At 39.5% G+C, this 19171-nt stretch carries 18 protein-coding genes and 1 tRNA gene; 6 read left to right on the top strand and 13 right to left on the bottom strand.

The genetic code is table 11. The annotated features are described in order from the left end of the window. The first annotated feature begins 2 nt into the window (after positions 1-2). The 4 genes from J7K40_01415 (at position 3) to J7K40_01400 (ending at position 4434) form a co-directional block, all read left to right on the top strand. Positions 3-2141, top strand: coding sequence for a PAS domain S-box protein (locus tag J7K40_01415; protein MCD6161057.1), 2139 nt, complete (start codon positions 3-5; stop codon positions 2139-2141). A 433-nt stretch (positions 2142-2574) separates the two neighbouring features. Next, complete coding sequence (locus J7K40_01410; protein ID MCD6161056.1) at positions 2575-2721, top strand: hypothetical protein; 147 nt, start codon at positions 2575-2577, stop codon at positions 2719-2721. Next, positions 2700-2785 (top strand) — tRNA-Leu (locus J7K40_01405). Before J7K40_01410 ends, J7K40_01405 begins: the two co-directional genes overlap by 22 nt. A gap of 452 nt (positions 2786-3237) precedes the next feature. Next, the gene (locus J7K40_01400; GenBank protein ID MCD6161055.1) at positions 3238-4434 is read left to right on the top strand and encodes an HDOD domain-containing protein; all 1197 of its coding nucleotides are present in this window, start codon (positions 3238-3240) and stop codon (positions 4432-4434) included. Positions 4435-4457: 23 nt separating this feature from the next. Here J7K40_01400 and J7K40_01395 read toward each other — a convergent pair whose 3' ends face one another. From J7K40_01395 to J7K40_01360, 8 genes are all read right to left on the bottom strand, one after another. Then, complete coding sequence (locus J7K40_01395) at positions 4458-5792, bottom strand: sigma-54-dependent Fis family transcriptional regulator (GenBank protein ID MCD6161054.1); 1335 nt, start codon at positions 5790-5792, stop codon at positions 4458-4460. Between the two features lie 4 nt (positions 5793-5796). Continuing rightward, the gene (locus tag J7K40_01390) at positions 5797-7815 is read right to left on the bottom strand and encodes a PAS domain-containing protein (protein MCD6161053.1); all 2019 of its coding nucleotides are present in this window, start codon (positions 7813-7815) and stop codon (positions 5797-5799) included. A 455-nt stretch (positions 7816-8270) separates the two neighbouring features. Then, complete coding sequence (locus tag J7K40_01385) at positions 8271-8690, bottom strand: arsenate reductase ArsC (protein ID MCD6161052.1); 420 nt, start codon at positions 8688-8690, stop codon at positions 8271-8273. 28 nt (positions 8691-8718) lie between these two features. Continuing rightward, positions 8719-9774: an ACR3 family arsenite efflux transporter gene (arsB, locus tag J7K40_01380; protein MCD6161051.1), complete on the bottom strand. Its 1056-nt coding sequence runs from the start codon at positions 9772-9774 to the stop codon at positions 8719-8721. Positions 9775-9819: 45 nt separating this feature from the next. Continuing rightward, positions 9820-10497, bottom strand: coding sequence for a sulfite exporter TauE/SafE family protein (locus J7K40_01375; protein MCD6161050.1), 678 nt, complete (start codon positions 10495-10497; stop codon positions 9820-9822). Then, a complete protein-coding gene (locus J7K40_01370; GenBank protein ID MCD6161049.1) occupies positions 10497-10763 on the bottom strand; it encodes a thioredoxin family protein in 267 nt (88 codons plus the stop codon). Before J7K40_01370 ends, J7K40_01375 begins: the two co-directional genes overlap by 1 nt. 155 nt (positions 10764-10918) lie before the next feature. Then, positions 10919-11185, bottom strand: coding sequence for a thioredoxin family protein (locus tag J7K40_01365; GenBank protein MCD6161048.1), 267 nt, complete (start codon positions 11183-11185; stop codon positions 10919-10921). A 1-nt stretch (position 11186) separates the two neighbouring features. Continuing rightward, entirely contained in the window at positions 11187-11516 is a 330-nt protein-coding gene (locus J7K40_01360) for a winged helix-turn-helix transcriptional regulator (protein MCD6161047.1), read from the bottom strand. Positions 11517-12019: 503 nt separating this feature from the next. Here J7K40_01360 and J7K40_01355 point away from each other — a divergent pair. Continuing rightward, on the top strand, positions 12020-12223 hold the full coding sequence (locus tag J7K40_01355; protein ID MCD6161046.1) for a hypothetical protein: 204 nt from the start codon (positions 12020-12022) through the stop codon (positions 12221-12223). Between the two features lie 312 nt (positions 12224-12535). Here J7K40_01355 and J7K40_01350 read toward each other — a convergent pair whose 3' ends face one another. The 4 genes from J7K40_01350 to J7K40_01335 all read right to left on the bottom strand — a co-directional run bounded on the left by J7K40_01350 (position 12536) and on the right by J7K40_01335 (position 16114). Then, the gene (locus J7K40_01350; protein MCD6161045.1) at positions 12536-12982 is read right to left on the bottom strand and encodes a hypothetical protein; all 447 of its coding nucleotides are present in this window, start codon (positions 12980-12982) and stop codon (positions 12536-12538) included. A gap of 169 nt (positions 12983-13151) precedes the next feature. Then, positions 13152-14090: a site-specific DNA-methyltransferase gene (locus J7K40_01345; GenBank protein ID MCD6161044.1), complete on the bottom strand. Its 939-nt coding sequence runs from the start codon at positions 14088-14090 to the stop codon at positions 13152-13154. Further along, positions 14063-14695, bottom strand: a complete 633-nt coding sequence (locus tag J7K40_01340) for a ThaI family type II restriction endonuclease (protein ID MCD6161043.1) — start codon at positions 14693-14695, stop codon at positions 14063-14065. Before J7K40_01340 ends, J7K40_01345 begins: the two co-directional genes overlap by 28 nt. Before the next feature lie 234 nt (positions 14696-14929). Then, the gene (locus J7K40_01335; protein ID MCD6161042.1) at positions 14930-16114 is read right to left on the bottom strand and encodes an aminotransferase class V-fold PLP-dependent enzyme; all 1185 of its coding nucleotides are present in this window, start codon (positions 16112-16114) and stop codon (positions 14930-14932) included. A 267-nt stretch (positions 16115-16381) separates the two neighbouring features. On the opposite strand from J7K40_01335, the gene J7K40_01330 reads away from it, so the two are divergent. Next, positions 16382-17470: a site-specific integrase gene (locus J7K40_01330; protein MCD6161041.1), complete on the top strand. Its 1089-nt coding sequence runs from the start codon at positions 16382-16384 to the stop codon at positions 17468-17470. Positions 17471-17827: 357 nt separating this feature from the next. Here J7K40_01330 and J7K40_01325 read toward each other — a convergent pair. Further along, the coding region (locus J7K40_01325) for a minichromosome maintenance protein MCM (protein ID MCD6161040.1) at positions 17828-19171 on the bottom strand (1344 nt) is incomplete at its 5' end.

The raw sequence follows: 19171 nt of genomic DNA, 5'->3' as shown, positions 1-19171 counted from the left end.
AAATGTTAGAAGATACAAGAAACCAACAATATCAATCAAAGGAGTATTTGGATTGCCAGCTCTCAATAGACAGGCAGATGCTTGCGTTTAATACTTTATCTAAGCTGACTAAAGACTTTATAAAAATATCGGATTTTGATAATCTCATAAATGTTATAATGCTAACTATATCAGGGCAGTTTTCGATACCGACTGTGTTTATTTCCATATGGGATCCCACATCAAATTTCAAAAAGGAATTATATTTTGGTACGGGCAAATTAAGAAAAAGTAAAAAAATTAATGGTTTATTGCAATCAAAAGCCCTTCAAAAGCAGTTCGCAAGCAATATTGACCCATTTTGGGTAGATGATTTACATTTAATAGACGAATCTGAAAATCTTGAATACATTCATCAGAATTTTGGTATAAAAATAATTGTTCCCTTTCTGCACAACGATAAATTAATCGGCATCATCGGTCTTGGTGAAAGAATAGGAGAAAAATCCCTTGATCGAGAAGAGAGCAAGTTAATCGCAGCCTTCATAAATACTATATCTCCCCTAATAGCAAATTCATTTCTATTTATAGAGCTGCAGCATAGTGAGAAAAATTATCGCAGTTTAGTAGAGAATATATCCGATGGAATAATAACTACCGACATAAATGGGAAAATCCTATTTGCCAATGAATCCTCCTGTAAGATATTCGGCTATACCAAAAGCGAGTTGATAGGCATAAACATTAGAAATTTTATAAGCGAAGAAAATAAAAGCAAGACCATCAGGGAAACTCAAAAAATAAAAAGTAAAGAACTAAGTAAGTATGAGCTTGCATTAAAAAGAAAAGATGGGCAAATATGTCAAATATTCGTCTCTGCAACACCGCTTCTTGATAATAATGGAAGTGTTTATGGAACTATAGGAATATTTACTGATATATCAAATATTAAAAAAGCTGAAAAAGAGAAACAAGAATTGCGAGAGAAGCTTTCACGGGCTAAACACATGGAATCTCTTGGAGTTCTCGCTGGGGGAGTAGCTCATGATTTAAACAATATACTTGGGCCGCTGGTAGCCTATCCGGAACTGATTAGAATGAAGATAGTCGAGGATAGCCCAATTATGAAAGATATTTTAAAGATCGAAAAATCCGCGCTGCGAGCATCAGAGGTTGTTCAGGATCTTCTTGCTTTGGCTAGAAGGGGACGCTACGAAATGGTACCCCTAAATTTTAACGACATCATTGAATCGTATATGGAATCACCTAGTTTCTTAAAGCTTAAATCTAAACATAATAATATAGTTATCAAAACGGAATTAAATAAAGCCCTTAAAAATATACACGGCTCAGAATCACATCTCTATAAGGTAATAATGAACCTAATTATTAACGCAATGGAGGCGATGTCTCAAGGTGGTCAGCTTACCGTTAAAACAGAACATAAATATTTAGAGAAATTGAACAGTGGTTTTAATAATATAGAGGCAGGAGAATATGTTATAGTGATTGTTAGCGATACAGGCTTAGGAATTGAGCAGAATGATCTTGAACACATTTTTGAGCCTTTCTATTCTAGAAAGGAAATGGGGAAAAGCGGTAGCGGCTTGGGACTGGCAATAGTATATGGCGTGACAAAAGATCACAATGGGTATATAGATGTTCTAAGTAAAGTAAATCATGGAACTGATTTTATAATTTATTTGCCTGTTACGGATATAACAACAACTGAGGATAATAAAGTAATAGTAGATATTCATGGAAGCGAAAAAATATTGGTTGTAGATGATATTCAAGAACAAAGAGAATTGGCAGCGACAATATTGGCCAGCTTGGGTTATGACGTTGAAACTGTTGCTGATGGCCATGCTGCCGTGAAATATCTTAAGAATAAAAGCGTCGATGTAGTGATATTGGATATGATTATGGAAGAAGGGTTTGATGGTTTGGATACTTATATTGAAATCATTAAAATCCATCCGGAACAGAAAGCTATTATAGCAAGTGGCTTTGCCGAAACTGATCGGGTAAAAAAGGCGGAAACACTTGGGGTTGGTATTTATATTAGAAAACCCTATACCATGCAGCATCTGGGCAAAGCCATAAGAAAAGTACTCGTCAATAAGGAGGCAAGTACCGAGGAATTGAATATTAATTCTTAAGAGTGTTTTAATTTGAAAACTGCGCATGAAAAGTGTACCAGAATATTGTCGTAAAAAATATCACCCTTTGTTTAAACAGCCCATATAAATTAAAATCAAATATCGAGTTGAATTCACTACTGTCCGGCTTTTTGCAGAACATTATAATCAACGTCACTCCCGTGAAAACGGGAGTCCAGAGATTGGTTGTGCCGATACCTCCTGCCTGCCGGCGCCCGCCTGTCTGCGGACACGGGGCAAGGTATTTTTATTATCCATCATTGGTTTTGCAAACAACTTTCTGGGCTTAAGCATATTTACTATTAATTCTTGGGTTTCCGAAAGATGCGAAATCGCTTATATACTAAAAATGTTTCAGAATATTAATTTTTCAACTTATTCCCTTGACTATCATTAAAAATTAAATTATTTACTTTTCAATCGAGGAAATTGAATGGCTGTTTTTAAAAAAGGAATAAGATGGTACATCGACTACTATGTTGATGGATACTATTTGGACACCCGGGCTACTTTAGGGGGTCTTCCCGAAAAGCCTAAAGATATGACAATCAAGCAATTGCCGGAATGGCGGAATAGGTAGACGCAAGGGACTTAAAATCCCTCGAACGGTATCGTTCGTGCCGGTTCAATTCCGGCTTCCGGCATGTAGTATAACGGGTTACAACAATGAGTTGCAGCCCGTTATTTTTATGGTTTTCAGTAAATCCGCAAATATTCTCGTATTTTAAGTTTAATGAGGCAGTTTAGCCCTTATATCGATATGGTTTTTTTATCCCATTATTGCTTTGTAAATAACTTGGATTCTCGTGTTCGGGCGAATAATATTAAGTATAGCATCCGCCTAAGGCGGATAAAAAGGCCGGACAGTAACGAAAATATTACATTATAGAACAACTGCCTGATTGATTTACCGGCAATTCTACATTTTCTTTTAATCTGTTTTAGCAGCAATAAAAGTTAACCGATATTATCAATAAGAATAGAATAGTTTAAAATAGATTACTTGATTATTTTTCATCGGATTTTAAGCCTAAATAGATACAAGTCAGGGTGTTGCTCTGGTGATACTTACAAACATCAATAACGGAGTAAAATAATGTCAAAAGATAGAATACTATTCGTTGATAACCCTCTAATGACTATCAGAAATAATCCGCAAACCGTCAATAGTTTGCAGGATAAATGGGATTTGGAGATTGTTGGCAGTGGTGCTGAAGCCCTGAAAGCACTGCAGGAACATTCATTTCAAGTAATTGTCAGCGAGATGATTACTTCAGATATGAACGCCGACCAACTGCTTAAGGAGGTAAGCGAACTCTATCCCGGCATTGTACGCTTCATTCTATCGAGCTGCGCCGATAAAAGACTTATAATGAAAACAATGGAATATGTTCATCAATTTATCGCCAAACCATGCGACCCAAATACACTAAGAAAAATAATCAATAATTCTATCGATATGCGCAGTATTCTTAAAAGCGATGGCATTTTTAACACTATTTCCTCAATAAAATCGCTTCCCAGCCCTCCTAAAATATTCAAACAGTTAGCAGTGGAACTTCAATCGCAAGATGTTTCCATACATAAAGTTGCAGACCTTATCAAACAGGATGTTAGTATCACTGTAAAACTTCTGCAAATGATTAACTCGGCATTTTTTGGTCTTAAGGCACATATCCAAAATCCTCTGCATGCTATTAATCTTTTGGGTCTTGATACAGTTAAAAGCTTAGTTCTGGCTGTAGGCGCCTTTAATCAATTTGATGATCCTAAAGTGCCCGGCTTCTCAATTGAAAGCATTTATAACCGTTCTGTATCAATAAGCGCCTGCGCTAGAACTTATGCAACGATTTTAGGATTACCCCACTCTGAAGATGCGCTTATAGCAGGAATGCTTCATGATGTTGGAAAACTTGTTATGTTGACACATTTCAAGACCGCATTTTCCGAATCTATAAAGTTGGCAAAAAGCAATTCAATTCCGTTATATCAAGCCCAGATAGAGATATTAGACGTGAGCGATGCCGAAATTGGCGCCTATTTATTATCTTTATGGGGTCTATCGGATTCAATATTGGAAGCAGTGGCTTTGCATTATATGCCGCATAAAATGCCAAGCCCTATGATAAACGTACTTACAACGGTTCATCTTGCTTATGCTATAGACTATGACAAGCAAAATAATATTCAAGACGATGAAAATTCAGCCTTAGATATGGAATATCTTACCAAGCTTAATTTAACAAACCAGATAAGTAATCTTCGCAACTTTTCAATGGCTGCTGTATCATAATTTCTTGATGCGGTCAATCAGATTTATTTTAGCCTATACTGCTTCATTTTCGAACGCAGGGTATTGCGATGTATGCCCAATATGGCAGAAGCCTCAATCTGTTTGCCATTAGTTTGCTTTAATGCCTTTGTTATTGCGCGCTTTTCAAGTTCGGCTAAATTGAGAATGTCAGCTGCCATTTCCGCCTTTGTATCGGAAACGGCAAAAGCTATTAGGCTATCCGTATCGATAGAGTCCGAGCGAGTCATGACCACCGCTCGTTCGATTGCGTTTTCCAGTTCGCGGACATTGCCGGGCCAGTTGTGCGTCATCAGAATATCTCGCGTTGGCGGTGTAATCCCTTTGATTTTCTTGCCTGACTTGACGCTGAATTTCTTAATGAAATGCTCGACTAACGGTAGAATGTCATCTTTTCGCTCGCGCAATGGGGGCAAATTTAACGGGATTACATTAAGACGGTAATACAAGTCCTCCCGGAACGTGCCATCATTGATTTTGCTTTCGAGGTCTCTGTTAGTGGCAGTAATAAGCCGTATATCAACATCGATTGCATAAGCGCTGCCCAGACGTTCAAACGATTTGCTTTCGAGCACTCGCAGCAGCTTTATTTGAATCGGCAGGGGCAAATCGCCGATTTCATCCAAGAACAGCGTGCCCTTATCGGCTAATTCGAATCGTCCAAGACGTCTCTTGGTCGCGCCGGTAAAGGCACCTTTTTCATAGCCGAATAGCTCCGATTCGAGCAATGTTTCCGGCAAAGCGGCGCAATTTACCGCTAAAAACGGCTTATCCTTTCGAGATGAGCTGAAATGTATTGCCCGAGCCGCCAGCTCCTTGCCGGTGCCCGATTCGCCCCTGATTAGAACTGTCGAATCAGATTTAGCAACAACCGAGATATCCGACAGCGCTTTTTTGAATGACTGCGATTCGCCGATTAAATCCGGGAAATTATCTATCTCTTCCAGCTTGCGTTTAAGGTATCGGTTTTCGGCAATTACAAGCTGGCTTTGTTCTATTTTTATAAGCATCAAATCTAACTGTTCGAGATTAATCGGTTTAAACAGATAATCAAAAGCACCCGCTTTCATTGCCTTGATAGCGCTTTCTATAGTAGCGTATGCGGTAATAACAATCACCGCCATATCCGGGTAGATATTGACGATTTCCTGTAACAGCGTTAAGCCATCCATTTCGGGCATACGCATATCAGTGATGGCGACCCCTGCCCCGCTTTCGGCAAGCATATCTAAAGCCTGAGAACCGGAGGCAGCATTTCTGACATTATGCCCTTTTTTTTCTAAATATCCCGAAAGTATTTTGCGCTGGCTTTCTTCATCATCTATTACGAGTATTCGCATATCCTCACCTCGTCAGCGGCAGCGACACAATAAACCTGGTCGGGCCGCCTGTTTTTGATTCGATTTTCAATTCGCCGCCATGGTCAACAGCCGCTTTATAGGCAGTCGCTAAGCCTAATCCGGTGCCGGAAACCTTGGTTGTATAAAACGGCTTGAATAAGCTCGCCTTCTGCTCATCCGATATGCCGGGACCGTCATCCTCAACTATCATAGTCATCTTCTCATTACCGAAATTGGCGGTTATATCGATATTGCCATCCTTGCCAATCGCCTCAAGTGCATTCTTAATAAGATTGGAGATGATTCCTTTGAAAGCAACTTCATTGATATATGCCTTGCCATCCTGCAGGGTTGATTTAATGTCAATACTGCGCTCGGATGCCTCATACCGATACAGCGAGATTACCTCCTCGATAACGGGTTTTATTTCCATTCGCTTAAGGTCAAGCTTGCTGGATTTAGCCACCTGTAATATTTTCTCGATTATGTTATTAAGCTTTTTAAGCTCGCTTTTAAAAGTATCAATGAAATCAGAGAATTCCTCTTCTCCCTTGGCTGGTTTAATTTCATTCTCCATACGCTGAATAATCATCCCAAGAGCGTTAAGCGGATTTCTGATATCATGCGCCAAACCGGCGGCGACAGTGCCAAGCTCCGACAATCGATGCGCCTGCTGTGCCTGACGTTCCAACGCGCGTTTTTCGGATACATCATGGGCGACTACTATAACACCGGTGGATTCGCCTTTATCATTTACAAGCGCATTTGTAGAAACAAGCAAATCAATCTGACCCGACCTGCCCCTTATCTGAGTTTCGAAACTCCTCGGCCTTTTTTCCTCAAGAACTGCCCTTACCTGAAAAGGATCATCAGGGAAATAGCCGTTATAATCCCATTTGTTGGGCTTGCCATCAGGAAGGCCGAAATGCTTCCTGGCTGATACATTGGCGGTGATAATATTCAGATTCTCGTCGGTGGAAAGAACAATTCCGGCAATCGAGTCATGCAGGGATAGCGAAATCGCCCGCGCTCTATTTAGAGATGTCTCCATGATATTGATATTCTGATAACCGACTACAATCGCAAAACCGACCAAGCCAAGCACAACTAAAAGCGCCACAAATAACCAGACCTGTTTTTTCAAATTGGTTATCAACTGACGATAGCCAAACATAGACAATCCCACTCTGAAAAGGCCGTAAAATTCCTCGCCCGAGTTAAAAGTTGAAACAACCTCAAGCGCCTCGCGGTCTTGAAAATCGACAACGCGGAACAAGGCGCTGTCAGCCTTAAGCGCCTCGACTAAGAACGGGTCGTCCTCTATCCTGTCGGTCTGGTATATCTGCTTGGAGGCAAACACAATACCATCGAGATTCTGAAGCATTATATATTCAATCCCCGCTTCCTGAGAAAGCTGATTCAACAGATACGACAGCGACAGCTTACGGTCGGCATACTGGCCTATAGTCCAGGGATAAATTATCTGGACGAACATATTATCGCGATATGGCAGGATGCCAAACAGAAAACGCCTGTCCTCTATCTGGTAAAAATCGAAGATAATATCAAACGGCTTATCGAATTTGACCTTGCTAATGAAATCATCGCTTAAGCTGTCGAGGTCGGCGGAAATGCTTCTGGGTTCATTCTTGATTTCATAAAGTTTCACTTGTGAACCATCATAGACAGAAGCTCTTATCAAGCCAAGCTCGGCATTTAGGCCATCGATAAAATCCCGGTCGGTACCATAATCAGCATCGCTTATGACAATATCGATTTTAGCCAATAATTCATCTACGGCAATATTCGTAAGCTGTCTGTCGAAGGAAATAATATTTGAGGCTGATGAAACCAATATGGCGGTAAGCGCTCTCCCCTGCTGAATCAAACCGGCGAGCGTAGCTTTCTGTCCGGCTTTGATAGAAAAATATCCGGCGGCTATTAAAATGGTGATTAGAAATACAAATGACGCCAGCACATAGCGAAGCCTTAGCCCGAAAAATATCTTCAGCAATTTGTTCATACGCTTATGATAGTATCGGTTGATGGTTTGTGTCAAGCAGATACGCAGGGTTATGGGATATTACAACGCTATAAATCAGCAAGTGGTCGGAACTCAATAGGGCAGTCTGCTTTAGGCAGCTCAGACTGTTGACAAATGACTATTTTTTGGAATTCCCATAATGATGTTGAATTTTATATAAATCCAACGCGTAGGGGCGTATTGCATACGCCCTCTTGTTATCAAGCAGCGCTTGGCAACAAGAGAGGTTTGTTGCTTTGTCAACAACCTTAGTCAAAACCGCAAACCGCCAAGGTCCTTCGGAGGTTTTGACCTTTTCGATTTATGCGTCAGGATGGAAGTCCGCCTTAGCGAACGACATCCTGACGCTTTCTGTAATATACTTCATGCTATAATAAGAACACCCTCCTTAATATCTCCAACAGCCAAAACCACAAGTGTGGCAGTTGCCGAATTTATCTTTTGATTAATTCGCCCAACAACCGTTCTTTTATCTCATCCCTGACCTTGCGGAAAAACGGCAGGGCTATCTCATCAGGCTGAGCTGTATACGGCGCGGGGTCATCAAAACCGATATGAATCTGCTCGACCGGATTCGGAAATACCGGGCAGTTCTCGCGGGCATTGCCGCAAACAGTTATCACTAAATCGAGATCATTGCGATTGATAAACTCCTGCACAGACTTAGACCTGCTTCCGGAAATGTCTATGCCTATCTCAGCCATCACCTGAATTGTCCGCTGGTTCACTTTTAATGGCGCCGTACCGGCGGAATATGCCTGCCAGTTGTTGCCAAGATAGTGATTGACCATCGCTTCAGCCATTATGCTTCGGCATGAATTGCCGGTGCAGAGTATGAGAACTTTCTTATTCATTGTTTCCTTTTAAGAAGTTGTTGCCTGCCTATTTATTAGTTAAAAAATACCGCTTTTTGAACCAAAGTGAAACATTGACCAAGCTTATCAATACCGGTACCTCAACTAATGGGCCAATGACCGCCGCGAACGCCTGACTGGAGTTTATCCCAAAGACCGCAATTGCTACAGCTATCGCCAGTTCGAAATTATTGCTGGAGGCAATGAATGATAATGTCGCAGATTTTGAATAACCGGCATTGGCTTTTTTGCTCATATAAAATGTTATAAAAAACATAAATACGAAATATATAAGTAAAGGCATGGCGATTCTTAAAACATCCAGAGGAAGCTTGATTATCATATCGCCCTTGAGAGAAAACATTACGATAATTGTAAACAGAAGCGCAATAAGGGTAATCGGGCTAATCTTGGGAATAAACTTAGCATGATACCAAACTTTATTTTTTATTTTGATTAAAGCAAATCGCGTAATTATACCAGCTATAAATGGAATGCCTAAATATATAAATACGCTTTTGGCAATCTGGCCTATAGTGATTTTTACAATACTGCCCTGTAAGCCGAACAGCGGCGGCAGCACAGTGATAAAGATGTAGGCATATACACTGTATAACAATACCTGAAAGATGCTGTTTAGTGCAACTAAACCGGCGGCATACTCGGTATTACCCTTCGCCAGTTCGTTCCAGACAATCACCATGGCAATACATCGAGCCAGACCGATAAGAATAAGCCCAACCATATAATCAGGAAAGTCTCTTAGAAACAGTATCGCCAATCCAAACATCAAAACAGGACCTATCACCCAGTTTTGGATAAGCGATAAACCGAGAATCTTCCAGTCGCGGAAAACTTTGTCCAATTCCTCATAACGAACTTTGGCTAATGGCGGATACATCATAAGAATCAATCCGGCGGCAATCGGAATTGAGGTTGTGCCGATTGAAAGAGATGTTATCAGGTTTGTAATGGACGGAACTATATAACCAAGAAATATCCCAAACGCCATTGCTAAGAAAATCCAAAGAGTTAGGAATCTGTCTAAAAATGAAAGTTTTGAATAAATTGCGTCTTTTCTCATTTTTTAATCGCTTTTATTATAACGATTAATTCTTTCCTGAAATGCTTACACGTTAATATATAAAATATACAAACCTGCTAAAACAATCAGAGCGCCGGATGTTTTTTTCATATAGATAGAAAAACGCACCGCGCCCTTAGAACCGATAAAACTCTCTACAAATCCGGTTGCAATACCGGCAATAAAAATCAACGCGCAATGACTGACAGCATAAACAAAAAGCAGTAAAGTGCCGTAAAGAACCTGACCTTTTACTGCGGCATAGGCTAATATTACTACCAGCACCGGTGTTGCGCAGGGGGTTGATGCCAAGCCGAAAAATATCCCCATCAGTAGAGCACCTATTAAACCGGTGGCTTTCGTTTGAAGCTTCGATCTAAAGGGCAGGTTTATCTCAAACAATCCTAGAAGCGATAACCCCATAAGGATAGCTATAACAGCGATAATCCAGTAGAAAAGCACGCCGGTTGTGCTGAGAAATGAGCCGATGAATCCGGCGGCGGCTCCCATCAGCGTGAATGTAATCGATAAACCCAGAATAAATATCAGCGTGTATCGTAATGCCTTTTTCTTATCACCCTGCGAATAGCCGCCCACAAAACCTATAACCAGCGGCACTAAGGCTAATACGCACGGTGAAGCCGAGGATATTAAACCGCCTATAAAAACTGTCAAGATTGCTAATTCGGGATTATTCTGCAAGTAAACAGCTATGGATTCCATTATATCTGAGAGCCCATTGTTTTGATATGGGCAGTTATCGAATCAGCCGGGAAGAAACCGATATGACGATAAATCTCATTTCCAAGGGTGTCGATAAAAACCTGAGTTGGGATTAAAGTTATACCATAATCACGAGCCGCTTTTTTATCCTCTTTAATGTCGATAAAAATAATTTCCGCTTTTCCTTGATAAGCTATTTTCAGACTATCAATAATTGGCGCCATTTTCTTACAGGGAATGCAGTTTTTACTGCCTAAGTCTATCATTTTGGGTAATTGAACAGCTTGCTTGCTCGAAACAGGTTTCTCCTCGGATATTGTTTTCTGGTTATTGGTTTTATTTGAATCCTCAGAGCAATTTGAAATTAAAGTAACTAAGATAATTATTAATAACGGCGATTGCAGCAACCAAGATTTCATTCTCATTTCATTGTCTTTGCTTGAGCATTGTTTATAAACTGCTGAGCCTCCGCTGTCGATGGCACTTTTCCGGTTGAGACTACTTTACCATTAATAACTATACCGGGAGTAAGCATGACTTTATATTTCATTATCTCCTGAATATCTGTAATTTTTTCCAAATTAAAGTCTTGCCCCTCGACCAGTCCGAGATTAGCAGCAGTTTCTTTTATAATTTGGCCGGCTCTGCTGCATTTACTGCAGCCTGTACCTAGTATCTGTATTTTCACTTTATTCTCCTTTCAAGGCTGATAGTTCTTTCTTAGTTCTCGATTCAATAACTGAGGCTATGCAATTGATAAACTTTATAATACAAGGCGCCTCAAGTTTATAAAATACTTTTAAGCCTTCCTTGCGGTTTGATAATACGCCCGCCTTTTTCAGAACCGATAGATGTTTCGATATTGTTGAATGGTCGGCATCAAATGCTTTATTTATTTCACAGACACATAATTCGCCATTTTCCAGAATCTCCACAATCATCAGGCGGGTTGGATGGCTTATCGCTTTGAGTATTTCCGCTTTAAAAGTCGCTAATCTGTATTTATTATCTTTTGCCATACTATTATGTGGCAATATAGCAACATAGCCATACAAAGTCAAGAAATATATTTTTGATGTCGAGTACGGATATTTAACAGTGCATTTTTACTCTGGCTATCAAGCACCGCTTGGTAACCAGAGGGCGAAGTTATTGTGTGCGGCATCCACCTAAGGCGGACTGGCCTGCCCGTCCACTCAAGCCAAGCAGAGGGACACACGGGGACGTGTGCCGCCCACAGAAACAACTAATGGGTGCGCCCCTTCCAGACAGCATTTGTTTATCTATGTATTTGTGCACTGCATCCGCTGTAGGGTGCAGGGACATGATTTCATTTGAATAATATGGTTCTATTATCGCTTTAAGTATTCGCCATATATTCAAGAATAGTATCGCTATAACGGATTTCATATCGATAATTTCATGATTGACGTACGTCCCCGTGCGCCAATTTAAATTTTATTTTAAATTTTGTGATTTACAATGCCGATAATATATAAATATACGATAAAAAGGAGGCTTTATGTTTCTTCACTCAATAAGCGGTATCCAATCCAGTTTGAAACTAATGGAAAAAGCGGCTTTAGAGGCGCAAAAAGGGCCTAAGGGCGATATAACGCAATCGCAGGTTGATATGATTAACGCCAAACACTCGCTTAAGGCTAATATCGCCGCTCTGCGAACAGCCGATGAAATGTACCGGTCGCTGATAGATATTTTCGTTTGATAGTTTATCAAGAATTTTTCATCAGAACTACAAATAGATTATAGCGGCGCTGATGTCGTCAGGAAAGGGTTGCTGACGACGCGGAGAATATATACCGGCAAGCATTCTCTTGATGCATATCAAACATCCTCTTGACTTCAGTAAAGTCAAAATTTAAATTGTGATGCGAAAATTTCAATTCTCTAATTGGCATAGGGATCTCCATTTTTAAATATTTATTTAATATCATAAGGATATACCCTTTTTCTTTGTTTGATAATAAATCTTACACGCAATTAAATATATTACCAGGGGAAACCCTAAGGTAATGCCTCAGTTATTGGTGGCAGTCACCGGGCTTGCTAAGAAAATTAGCTCTAATAAATTGCTTGTTTCAGCAGATGAGAAAAACAGCAACACCGCTAATAATGATGGTCCGACAATCAAAGGTATTGCTAACGGAACGATAAAAGGTTCATCTGTATCTTCTATTTTTGATTTATATAGTTGAAGCGGAAATATCATTCGGATTGCGATTAAAAATAAAATTATACCGCCTGCGATGCTGATTGATTCCTGTCTTAGCCCAAGAAATGAGATTATTTGTTTTCCGCAAAGGATGCATCCGATTATAGCGAGAAATGCAAAAAGAAGTTCTCGAATTAGAGCTTTTCGTCTTTTTTCCGGCGGTACCTTTTCAAGAATAGGCAAAAAGACGGGGATATTCCCGAAAGGATCCATTATTAAGAATAAAGCAGCTGTTACAGATAAGAAATCCATAGATAAGACTCCGTTGAATTATCCTCAGTTAAGTAGGGCGGGTTCTGACTCGCTGCGGTGTGAGATACCCGGCATTTTTACTGTATGGGGTACCAGTGTTTAAACTTACTCTTAACAGCCTTGATTAAGCAGGAATAGGGGATTCCTTCCCTGCTTATCTTGAAAACATTTACTTTTCTCTATTGTCAAAAAGACTAACTTGGTCTCTATAAGTTGAAATCCTTGTTTCAGCTAATTTTATATACTTATCGTCGATATCATAAGCTACATAGCATCTATCATCCTTTAATGCAGATAGGCAAGTAGTGCCGCTACCTACGAAGGGGTCAAGAATTACATCATCCTTAAATGAGTACAATTGAATTAATCTGTGAGGTAGTTCTTCTGGAAATGGAGCGGGATGACCTATTTTTTTAGCAGAAACAGCTGGAAATGTCCAAACACTTTTTGTCCATCCAAGAAATTCTTCCTTTTTTATTGTATTTTCTTTATTACCTTTTTTCCTTGAAAATGAATCTTTCGAAAAAACTAAGATATATTCGTGGATATCTCTTAAAACAGGATTAGCCGCCGAAAGCCAACTACCCCAAGCTGTGGATGGACTAGCGCTTGAGGCTTTATTCCACAGTATCTCTCCTCGCATTAAAAAACCAATTTTATGCATCCTATCAATAATATAGCTATGCAATGGGATATAAGGTTTGCGTCCTAGATTCGCTACATTTATACAAACTCTTCCACCAGGTACTAAAACTCTGTAAGTTTCTTCCCATACAGAATGAAGTAAATTTAAATATTCAGTGAGACTTAAATCATCATCATATTCCTTTGAAACATTATATGGAGGGGAAGTAATCATAAGGTGAACACTGTTATCAGGAAGTTCATCCATTAATTCGCTTGATTTGCAGAAGATTTTATTTAGGTACTTTTTGGGAATTTCATTTTCAATATATTTCACTTTTTTCCCTTTATTCAAGCCTTCGTAAAGTCTGGTATTATAAAATTTTGAAGAATCGTGATTGATTCTTCCGGGCGTTCCAAATGAACTTGTTTCAGTACCCTGTTTTTTTGTTTTATTTAATCCTGCTGCCAATGTTCTACCCATTTCTCGAAAGGATTATAGTTAATTTCTATTTTTTCCCAATCTAGGTTTATTTTCCGCGTTTGATTATGTGTAACTAACATCTTTAAAGCTTTAGCTGTAATTTCAACACCCCTAGGATTTGTCCCTTGAGGCGGTAACTTTATGTAAGAGTTTTTTCCTAATTCTTGAAAAACTTGTTCTTGTACTTCTTTTGGAATATATAGTAACCCACCCGTATTTCCCCAAATAATTTGCGTAAATAACATATCACATGAAGGATTATAAGTATTTCTGAAATATAGTACTTTTTCTCTATCTACCGTCCAAATTAATTTCACACCCGAAAAACCTTTTCCAGTCTTGGTTTTGACAGAAATAGGTTTATTGAATAGGAGAACATCCGTTTCAGGTTTAGTAATGGGTAATTCAGTTTCAACATTGTTTTCGCCATACTTGTATATCAATAATGAAACAAGAATTTTTTCTCTTAAAGAGCCGACTTCCATTCCAATTTTTCCGGCTCGCTGACTATCTAGTTCAGCTAACTGAAAGAGATATGGTAATTTATTTTGTACCTTTTTTATGGTTTTTGGGTTATTGAAAATCTCTTTTATCTGGTCTATCATTAATTTTTACCATTATTGTAATTAGATATCATTAAAGTTTTTAAGCCTTCCGAATGTCGTACCTGGTTTCGAACCAATGTGTGGCTTTAGATAACTTCTGGTAACATTTATATCATAACTGTCCTGCTTTAAGATGTCAATAATTTTAATTAGCAATTCTGTTTTATAGTAGATAAACATTAATATATCAGTCGACCGGGTTCTAATAGGAGGAAAACCACCGTTTAACTATCCCTACCCCTTCCCAACCTTCTCCAAATGATACTCCGCAATCTCCGCTACGGCTTTAATCGCCGCGTCAATGTCGGCCTCGGTGTTGAAAGCGCCTATCGCGAAACGGACACTGCCGTGTATTTTAATAGTGTCTAATTGCTTATGCACCAGCGGGGCGCAGTGAAGACCCGTGCGAGTAGCGATATCATGCTCGACATCCAGCATGATGCCGACATCGCCAGCCTCCATCCCCTCGATGTTTATCGAAACCGTCGATAGATGGTTCTCCATACTGTCGCAGCAATAAACTATAACGCCCTCAATCTGCTTTAAGCCATCGACAAGCTTGCAGGCGAGCTTATGCTCATGGTTATAGATATTATCCTGCCCGCGCTTGTAGATATACTCCTGCCCCGCCCATAGTGAGGCTATGCCGACCATATTAGGTGTGCCGTACTCCATGCGGAACGGGTACTCCTCAAGATGATACGGATATGCCGAACGCACGCCGGTACCGCCGCTTCTGGTCTGCTTTATATCGACATGCTTTCTTACATACATACCGCCGATGCCGGTCGAACCAAACAGCGCCTTATGACCGGTAAACGCCAGCACATCGATATTCATTTCCTGCATGTTGATAGGCACAACACCAGCAGTCTGGGAGACATCGATGGCAAAAAGAACGCCTTTTTCTTTGCAGATTTTGCCGATTTCGGCAACCGGTTGAATAGTGCCAAGCACATTGGAGCCATGATTAACAATAACCAGCTTGGTGTTGGCTTTAATAGCCTTCATGATGTCATCAGGCTCGACAAATCCCGCGCTGTTGAATGGCACATAGGTGGCTTCGACATCTATATCACGCACTAAACAGTTGATTGGCCGGATAACCGAGTTGTGTTCGAGATTGGTGCTGACTACATGGTCGCCGGATGACAGCAAGCCCTGTATAATCAGATTCAGGGCATCGGTGGCGTTATAGCTGAAACATAATCTTTCCGGAGCGGCCTCATCCCCGCCGAAAAACCTGGTTAGGCGTCCACGCAGATTCTCGAGGATATTCCCGGCCTCGATTGCCATATCGAAACCGCTTCGCCCCGGGTTTACACCGGTCTTGCGGTAGAATTCATCCATAAATTTATATACATTTTCCGGCTTGGGCCAGGCGGTTGCGGCATTATCCAAATAGATCAGTTTTTCCATAATTTCGCTCCAAATGTTTCAATACTAAAGCAATCATTCCACAATCATATTAATTTATATATAATAGATAATCAAGCAAAACATTGACTTGAGTGACTTGATTATAGATAATATGAGTCTGGGTTTATGATATTAAAAATCTATCATGATGCTTGCTTGATTTAAAAAGATGTTATACAAATAATGGAGCCGGCGAGGCTCGAAGAAAAAGCACTATTTGACAATCCCTTTACTATCATTATATTACAAGGAAGTTGAAATTATGCTGTGCCAGAATTGTGCCAGATTAACGGTGAAATTGCGGGAAATAGAAGGAATTTAGAAATGCCAACAGTCGGATTATATAAAAGAGGTAAAAGCTGGTATGTACGTTATAATAAGAATGGCAAAGATGAGCGGATAAAAGTTTCTAACCATAAAAAAACAGCAGAGAGAATTCGAGCCGAATTGCAAATTAAATTTGATAAGGAAGAGTTCGAGGTTGAACCAGATCTGGTTGAAATTTCATTGAATGATTTAGCCAAAGAGTTTCTAAATACAAAAAAGAATAGAGTTGGAGCTACAACATTGACTCGTTATAATCAATATCTCTATAGCTTTACGAATTTTATACAGCAAAACTTTTCTGCGAAATTCTATGCCCATATGTTGAAAGAAATTCATGTTGATGAATGCATCCAATCACTATTCTCAAAGGGTAACTCTAGCAAAACTGCAAATGAAACGCTCTCGCTTATTAAAGGAATGTTCAAATATGCTAAAGAACATCATAACGTTTTAGAAAATCCAGCAAAAAACTTACGGAATTTTCCTGATGCTCCAGTTAAAGCAGTTGAATATTTTTCAAAAGAAGAGATGGAATTAATTCTTAAAAACTCCCCTGAGCATTGGCGTGATGTTTTTGAATTTTTCTATCTTACTGGTCTTCGTGATGGAGAATTAGTGAACCTTACATGGTCAGATGTAAATTTGCAGACAAAACAAATAGCTATTGAAAGTAAATCTCATTGGAAAACCAAAACGAAAAATGTTAGGCATATACCGCTTAACGACAAGGCTGTTAAAATCTTGCAACGCTGTAAAAAACACGATAATCACGATTTCGTGTTTACACCCATCAAAGACTCAAAAATTTCTAAAGGATACGCTCGAAAGGTTCTTATTAAAGTACTGACTAAACTAGGCCTTACCGGGCACATTCATAAATTACGTCATACATTTGCCTCCCATTTGGTGATGAGCAGTGTTTCCATCTATGATGTTTCACAACTTCTTGGACATACAGATATTAAAATGACTAAGAAATATGCACATCTTGCTCCAGACTATTTAAAGGAACAGGTAGATAAATTATAAACGAGCAGTATAATGCCGCCGATTAGCTTAATGCTAGCTGCAGCCATTGTCAACTATACCATACTTGTATTTTAGAGCTAAAAAAATCTAAAAAAATAATATACGAGGGCGGATTGCCTGGATCCAGAGTTAGGAGTCCCGCTCTCTCTAATTCGTGAGACGGTATCTCTTACCCCACCCGTCATCCTGAGCGGGGAATTTCCTGAAAAACGAGCGATGTCTATAGTGTTCAACAAGATACGGAAGTTGACATTGTGACATTGACATTGCTTTTTTTATTCGTGATTGTTATTATTTGGTAGCACAAAAAGATCGAGACTAAAATGAAAACAGCTCCGAAAAACCGATGTCAATATGTCAAAATGTCAACTTGTTGATTTTCCATTTTCCGCGCCCAGCTTTTTCTGAAATGCCTTCAAGGTATCGCCGTATCTGCCTTTCACTCACTGGATTATCTATGTGAGAGTTGACATATTCCCTCGCCATAGGTAGTGTTATTGTTTCCCCTTCATATTTTATATTAATCAGAAGTGCTGGTGAAATGGTCGTACTGCTTTTGCCATCGTTTCCAACCCTTTCAGGTTTTACAGCCATCAGGAAATCTAGCTTTAACTTAACGAAACGATAGGCATAATCAACATCCTCTTTGGAAGCCTCTTTTCTGGCGTTTCCCCTGCAGGTGGCGGTAACTATTTTTATAAATGATTGGGACATTCTTGGAAGAAAATCACTAATATAGTCATCGCCCGGTCCGATTTCCTTCGTCAATTCATCGTATTTTTCTTGCATGTATTTTTTTATTACTGGCGTAAATATTATATCAATAAAATCGGTTCTCAATATAGCCACGATAGCCTGAAGTTCTCTTACCCATGGTTCAAATACTAAATCCCCAATTAGTGATTTTGAACTGCCGTCAGAATTAAGCATCTTACGTGCTATCATATTTTGAATTGCAGTATCTCTCGCAAAATCGGCAATAAAGTCAAATCGTGATAATATTTGTAATGGTATGCCAATCTTTTTCAATTTTTTATACCTACTCTTCTGTATTCTATCGGAGTCGTCAAAATACACATCAGCCAGCTTATTTGTATCGAGATGAAGTGCTGTAAGAGCGAGGTGAGTTGCGCGAGAGGAGGATGAGTCTATAACAACGCCATCTTCCATTACTTTTGAAAAGATGTTAAATGTTTCGTGTTTGCTCTTAAGTTCATGAAAATCCTGGATAATTAATACTCCGCGGTGAGCTAATGGAAACAACCCTGGTTCTGACTTCCATTTACCACCTTCTGATTTTGACGTTCCGATAAATCCTGCAGGAGTTGGCTTTGCGATTGAAGCCTCCCTGAATAAAGGATTCAGTACACGAACCGCCTCACTTAGTTTACCTTTTCCTACTGCAGGAGGGCCTACAATCATTGAATGCAGTTTAGCTGATCTATTCCCGGCAGTGTAATCCGACAGACTTTGAAGCACTAGAAATTCTAAAGACACCTTCAGAAGCGGGGAGTGATCCAGACCTTTTATTCCCAAGCCTTTGCTTGCTTTGGAAAATATGTATTTCATAATGTCATTTTTTTTGGTGCTTAACTTTTCTATCAACCCTCTTGCGTTGGCTATTTCAGTTTCCGAAAAGTTATTGATTTCGAGAAGATTCTCAGCTGGCTCTATTTCATTTATAATAAATCTGTATTCAAG

This window comes from Candidatus Zixiibacteriota bacterium, from assembly GCA_021159005.1.
Lineage (GTDB): Bacteria > Zixibacteria > MSB-5A5 > UBA10806 > 4484-95 > JAGGSN01.
This window is presented reverse-complemented; position numbering and strand designations above follow the sequence as displayed.

Excerpts from the sequence above, each read along its gene's own strand:
- J7K40_01335 (MCD6161042.1), bottom strand. The coding sequence starts at position 16,114 with ATGGAAAAACTGATCTATTTGGATAATGCCGCAACCGCCTGGCCCAAG.
- J7K40_01390 (MCD6161053.1), bottom strand. The coding sequence starts at position 7,815 with ATGAACAAATTGCTGAAGATATTTTTCGGGCTAAGGCTTCGCTATGTG.
- J7K40_01385 (MCD6161052.1), bottom strand. The coding sequence starts at position 8,690 with ATGAATAAGAAAGTTCTCATACTCTGCACCGGCAATTCATGCCGAAGC.
- J7K40_01375 (MCD6161050.1), bottom strand. The coding sequence starts at position 10,497 with ATGGAATCCATAGCTGTTTACTTGCAGAATAATCCCGAATTAGCAATC.
- arsB (MCD6161051.1), bottom strand. The coding sequence starts at position 9,774 with ATGAGAAAAGACGCAATTTATTCAAAACTTTCATTTTTAGACAGATTC.
- J7K40_01410 (MCD6161056.1), top strand. The coding sequence starts at position 2,575 with ATGGCTGTTTTTAAAAAAGGAATAAGATGGTACATCGACTACTATGTT.
- J7K40_01350 (MCD6161045.1), bottom strand. The coding sequence starts at position 12,982 with ATGGATTTCTTATCTGTAACAGCTGCTTTATTCTTAATAATGGATCCT.
- J7K40_01400 (MCD6161055.1), top strand. The coding sequence starts at position 3,238 with ATGTCAAAAGATAGAATACTATTCGTTGATAACCCTCTAATGACTATC.
- J7K40_01345 (MCD6161044.1), bottom strand. The coding sequence starts at position 14,090 with ATGGGTAGAACATTGGCAGCAGGATTAAATAAAACAAAAAAACAGGGT.
- J7K40_01355 (MCD6161046.1), top strand. The coding sequence starts at position 12,020 with ATGTTTCTTCACTCAATAAGCGGTATCCAATCCAGTTTGAAACTAATG.
- J7K40_01360 (MCD6161047.1), bottom strand. The coding sequence starts at position 11,516 with ATGGCAAAAGATAATAAATACAGATTAGCGACTTTTAAAGCGGAAATA.
- J7K40_01340 (MCD6161043.1), bottom strand. The coding sequence starts at position 14,695 with ATGATAGACCAGATAAAAGAGATTTTCAATAACCCAAAAACCATAAAA.
- J7K40_01395 (MCD6161054.1), bottom strand. The coding sequence starts at position 5,792 with ATGCGAATACTCGTAATAGATGATGAAGAAAGCCAGCGCAAAATACTT.
- J7K40_01370 (MCD6161049.1), bottom strand. The coding sequence starts at position 10,763 with ATGATAGACTTAGGCAGTAAAAACTGCATTCCCTGTAAGAAAATGGCG.
- J7K40_01415 (MCD6161057.1), top strand. The coding sequence starts at position 3 with ATGTTAGAAGATACAAGAAACCAACAATATCAATCAAAGGAGTATTTG.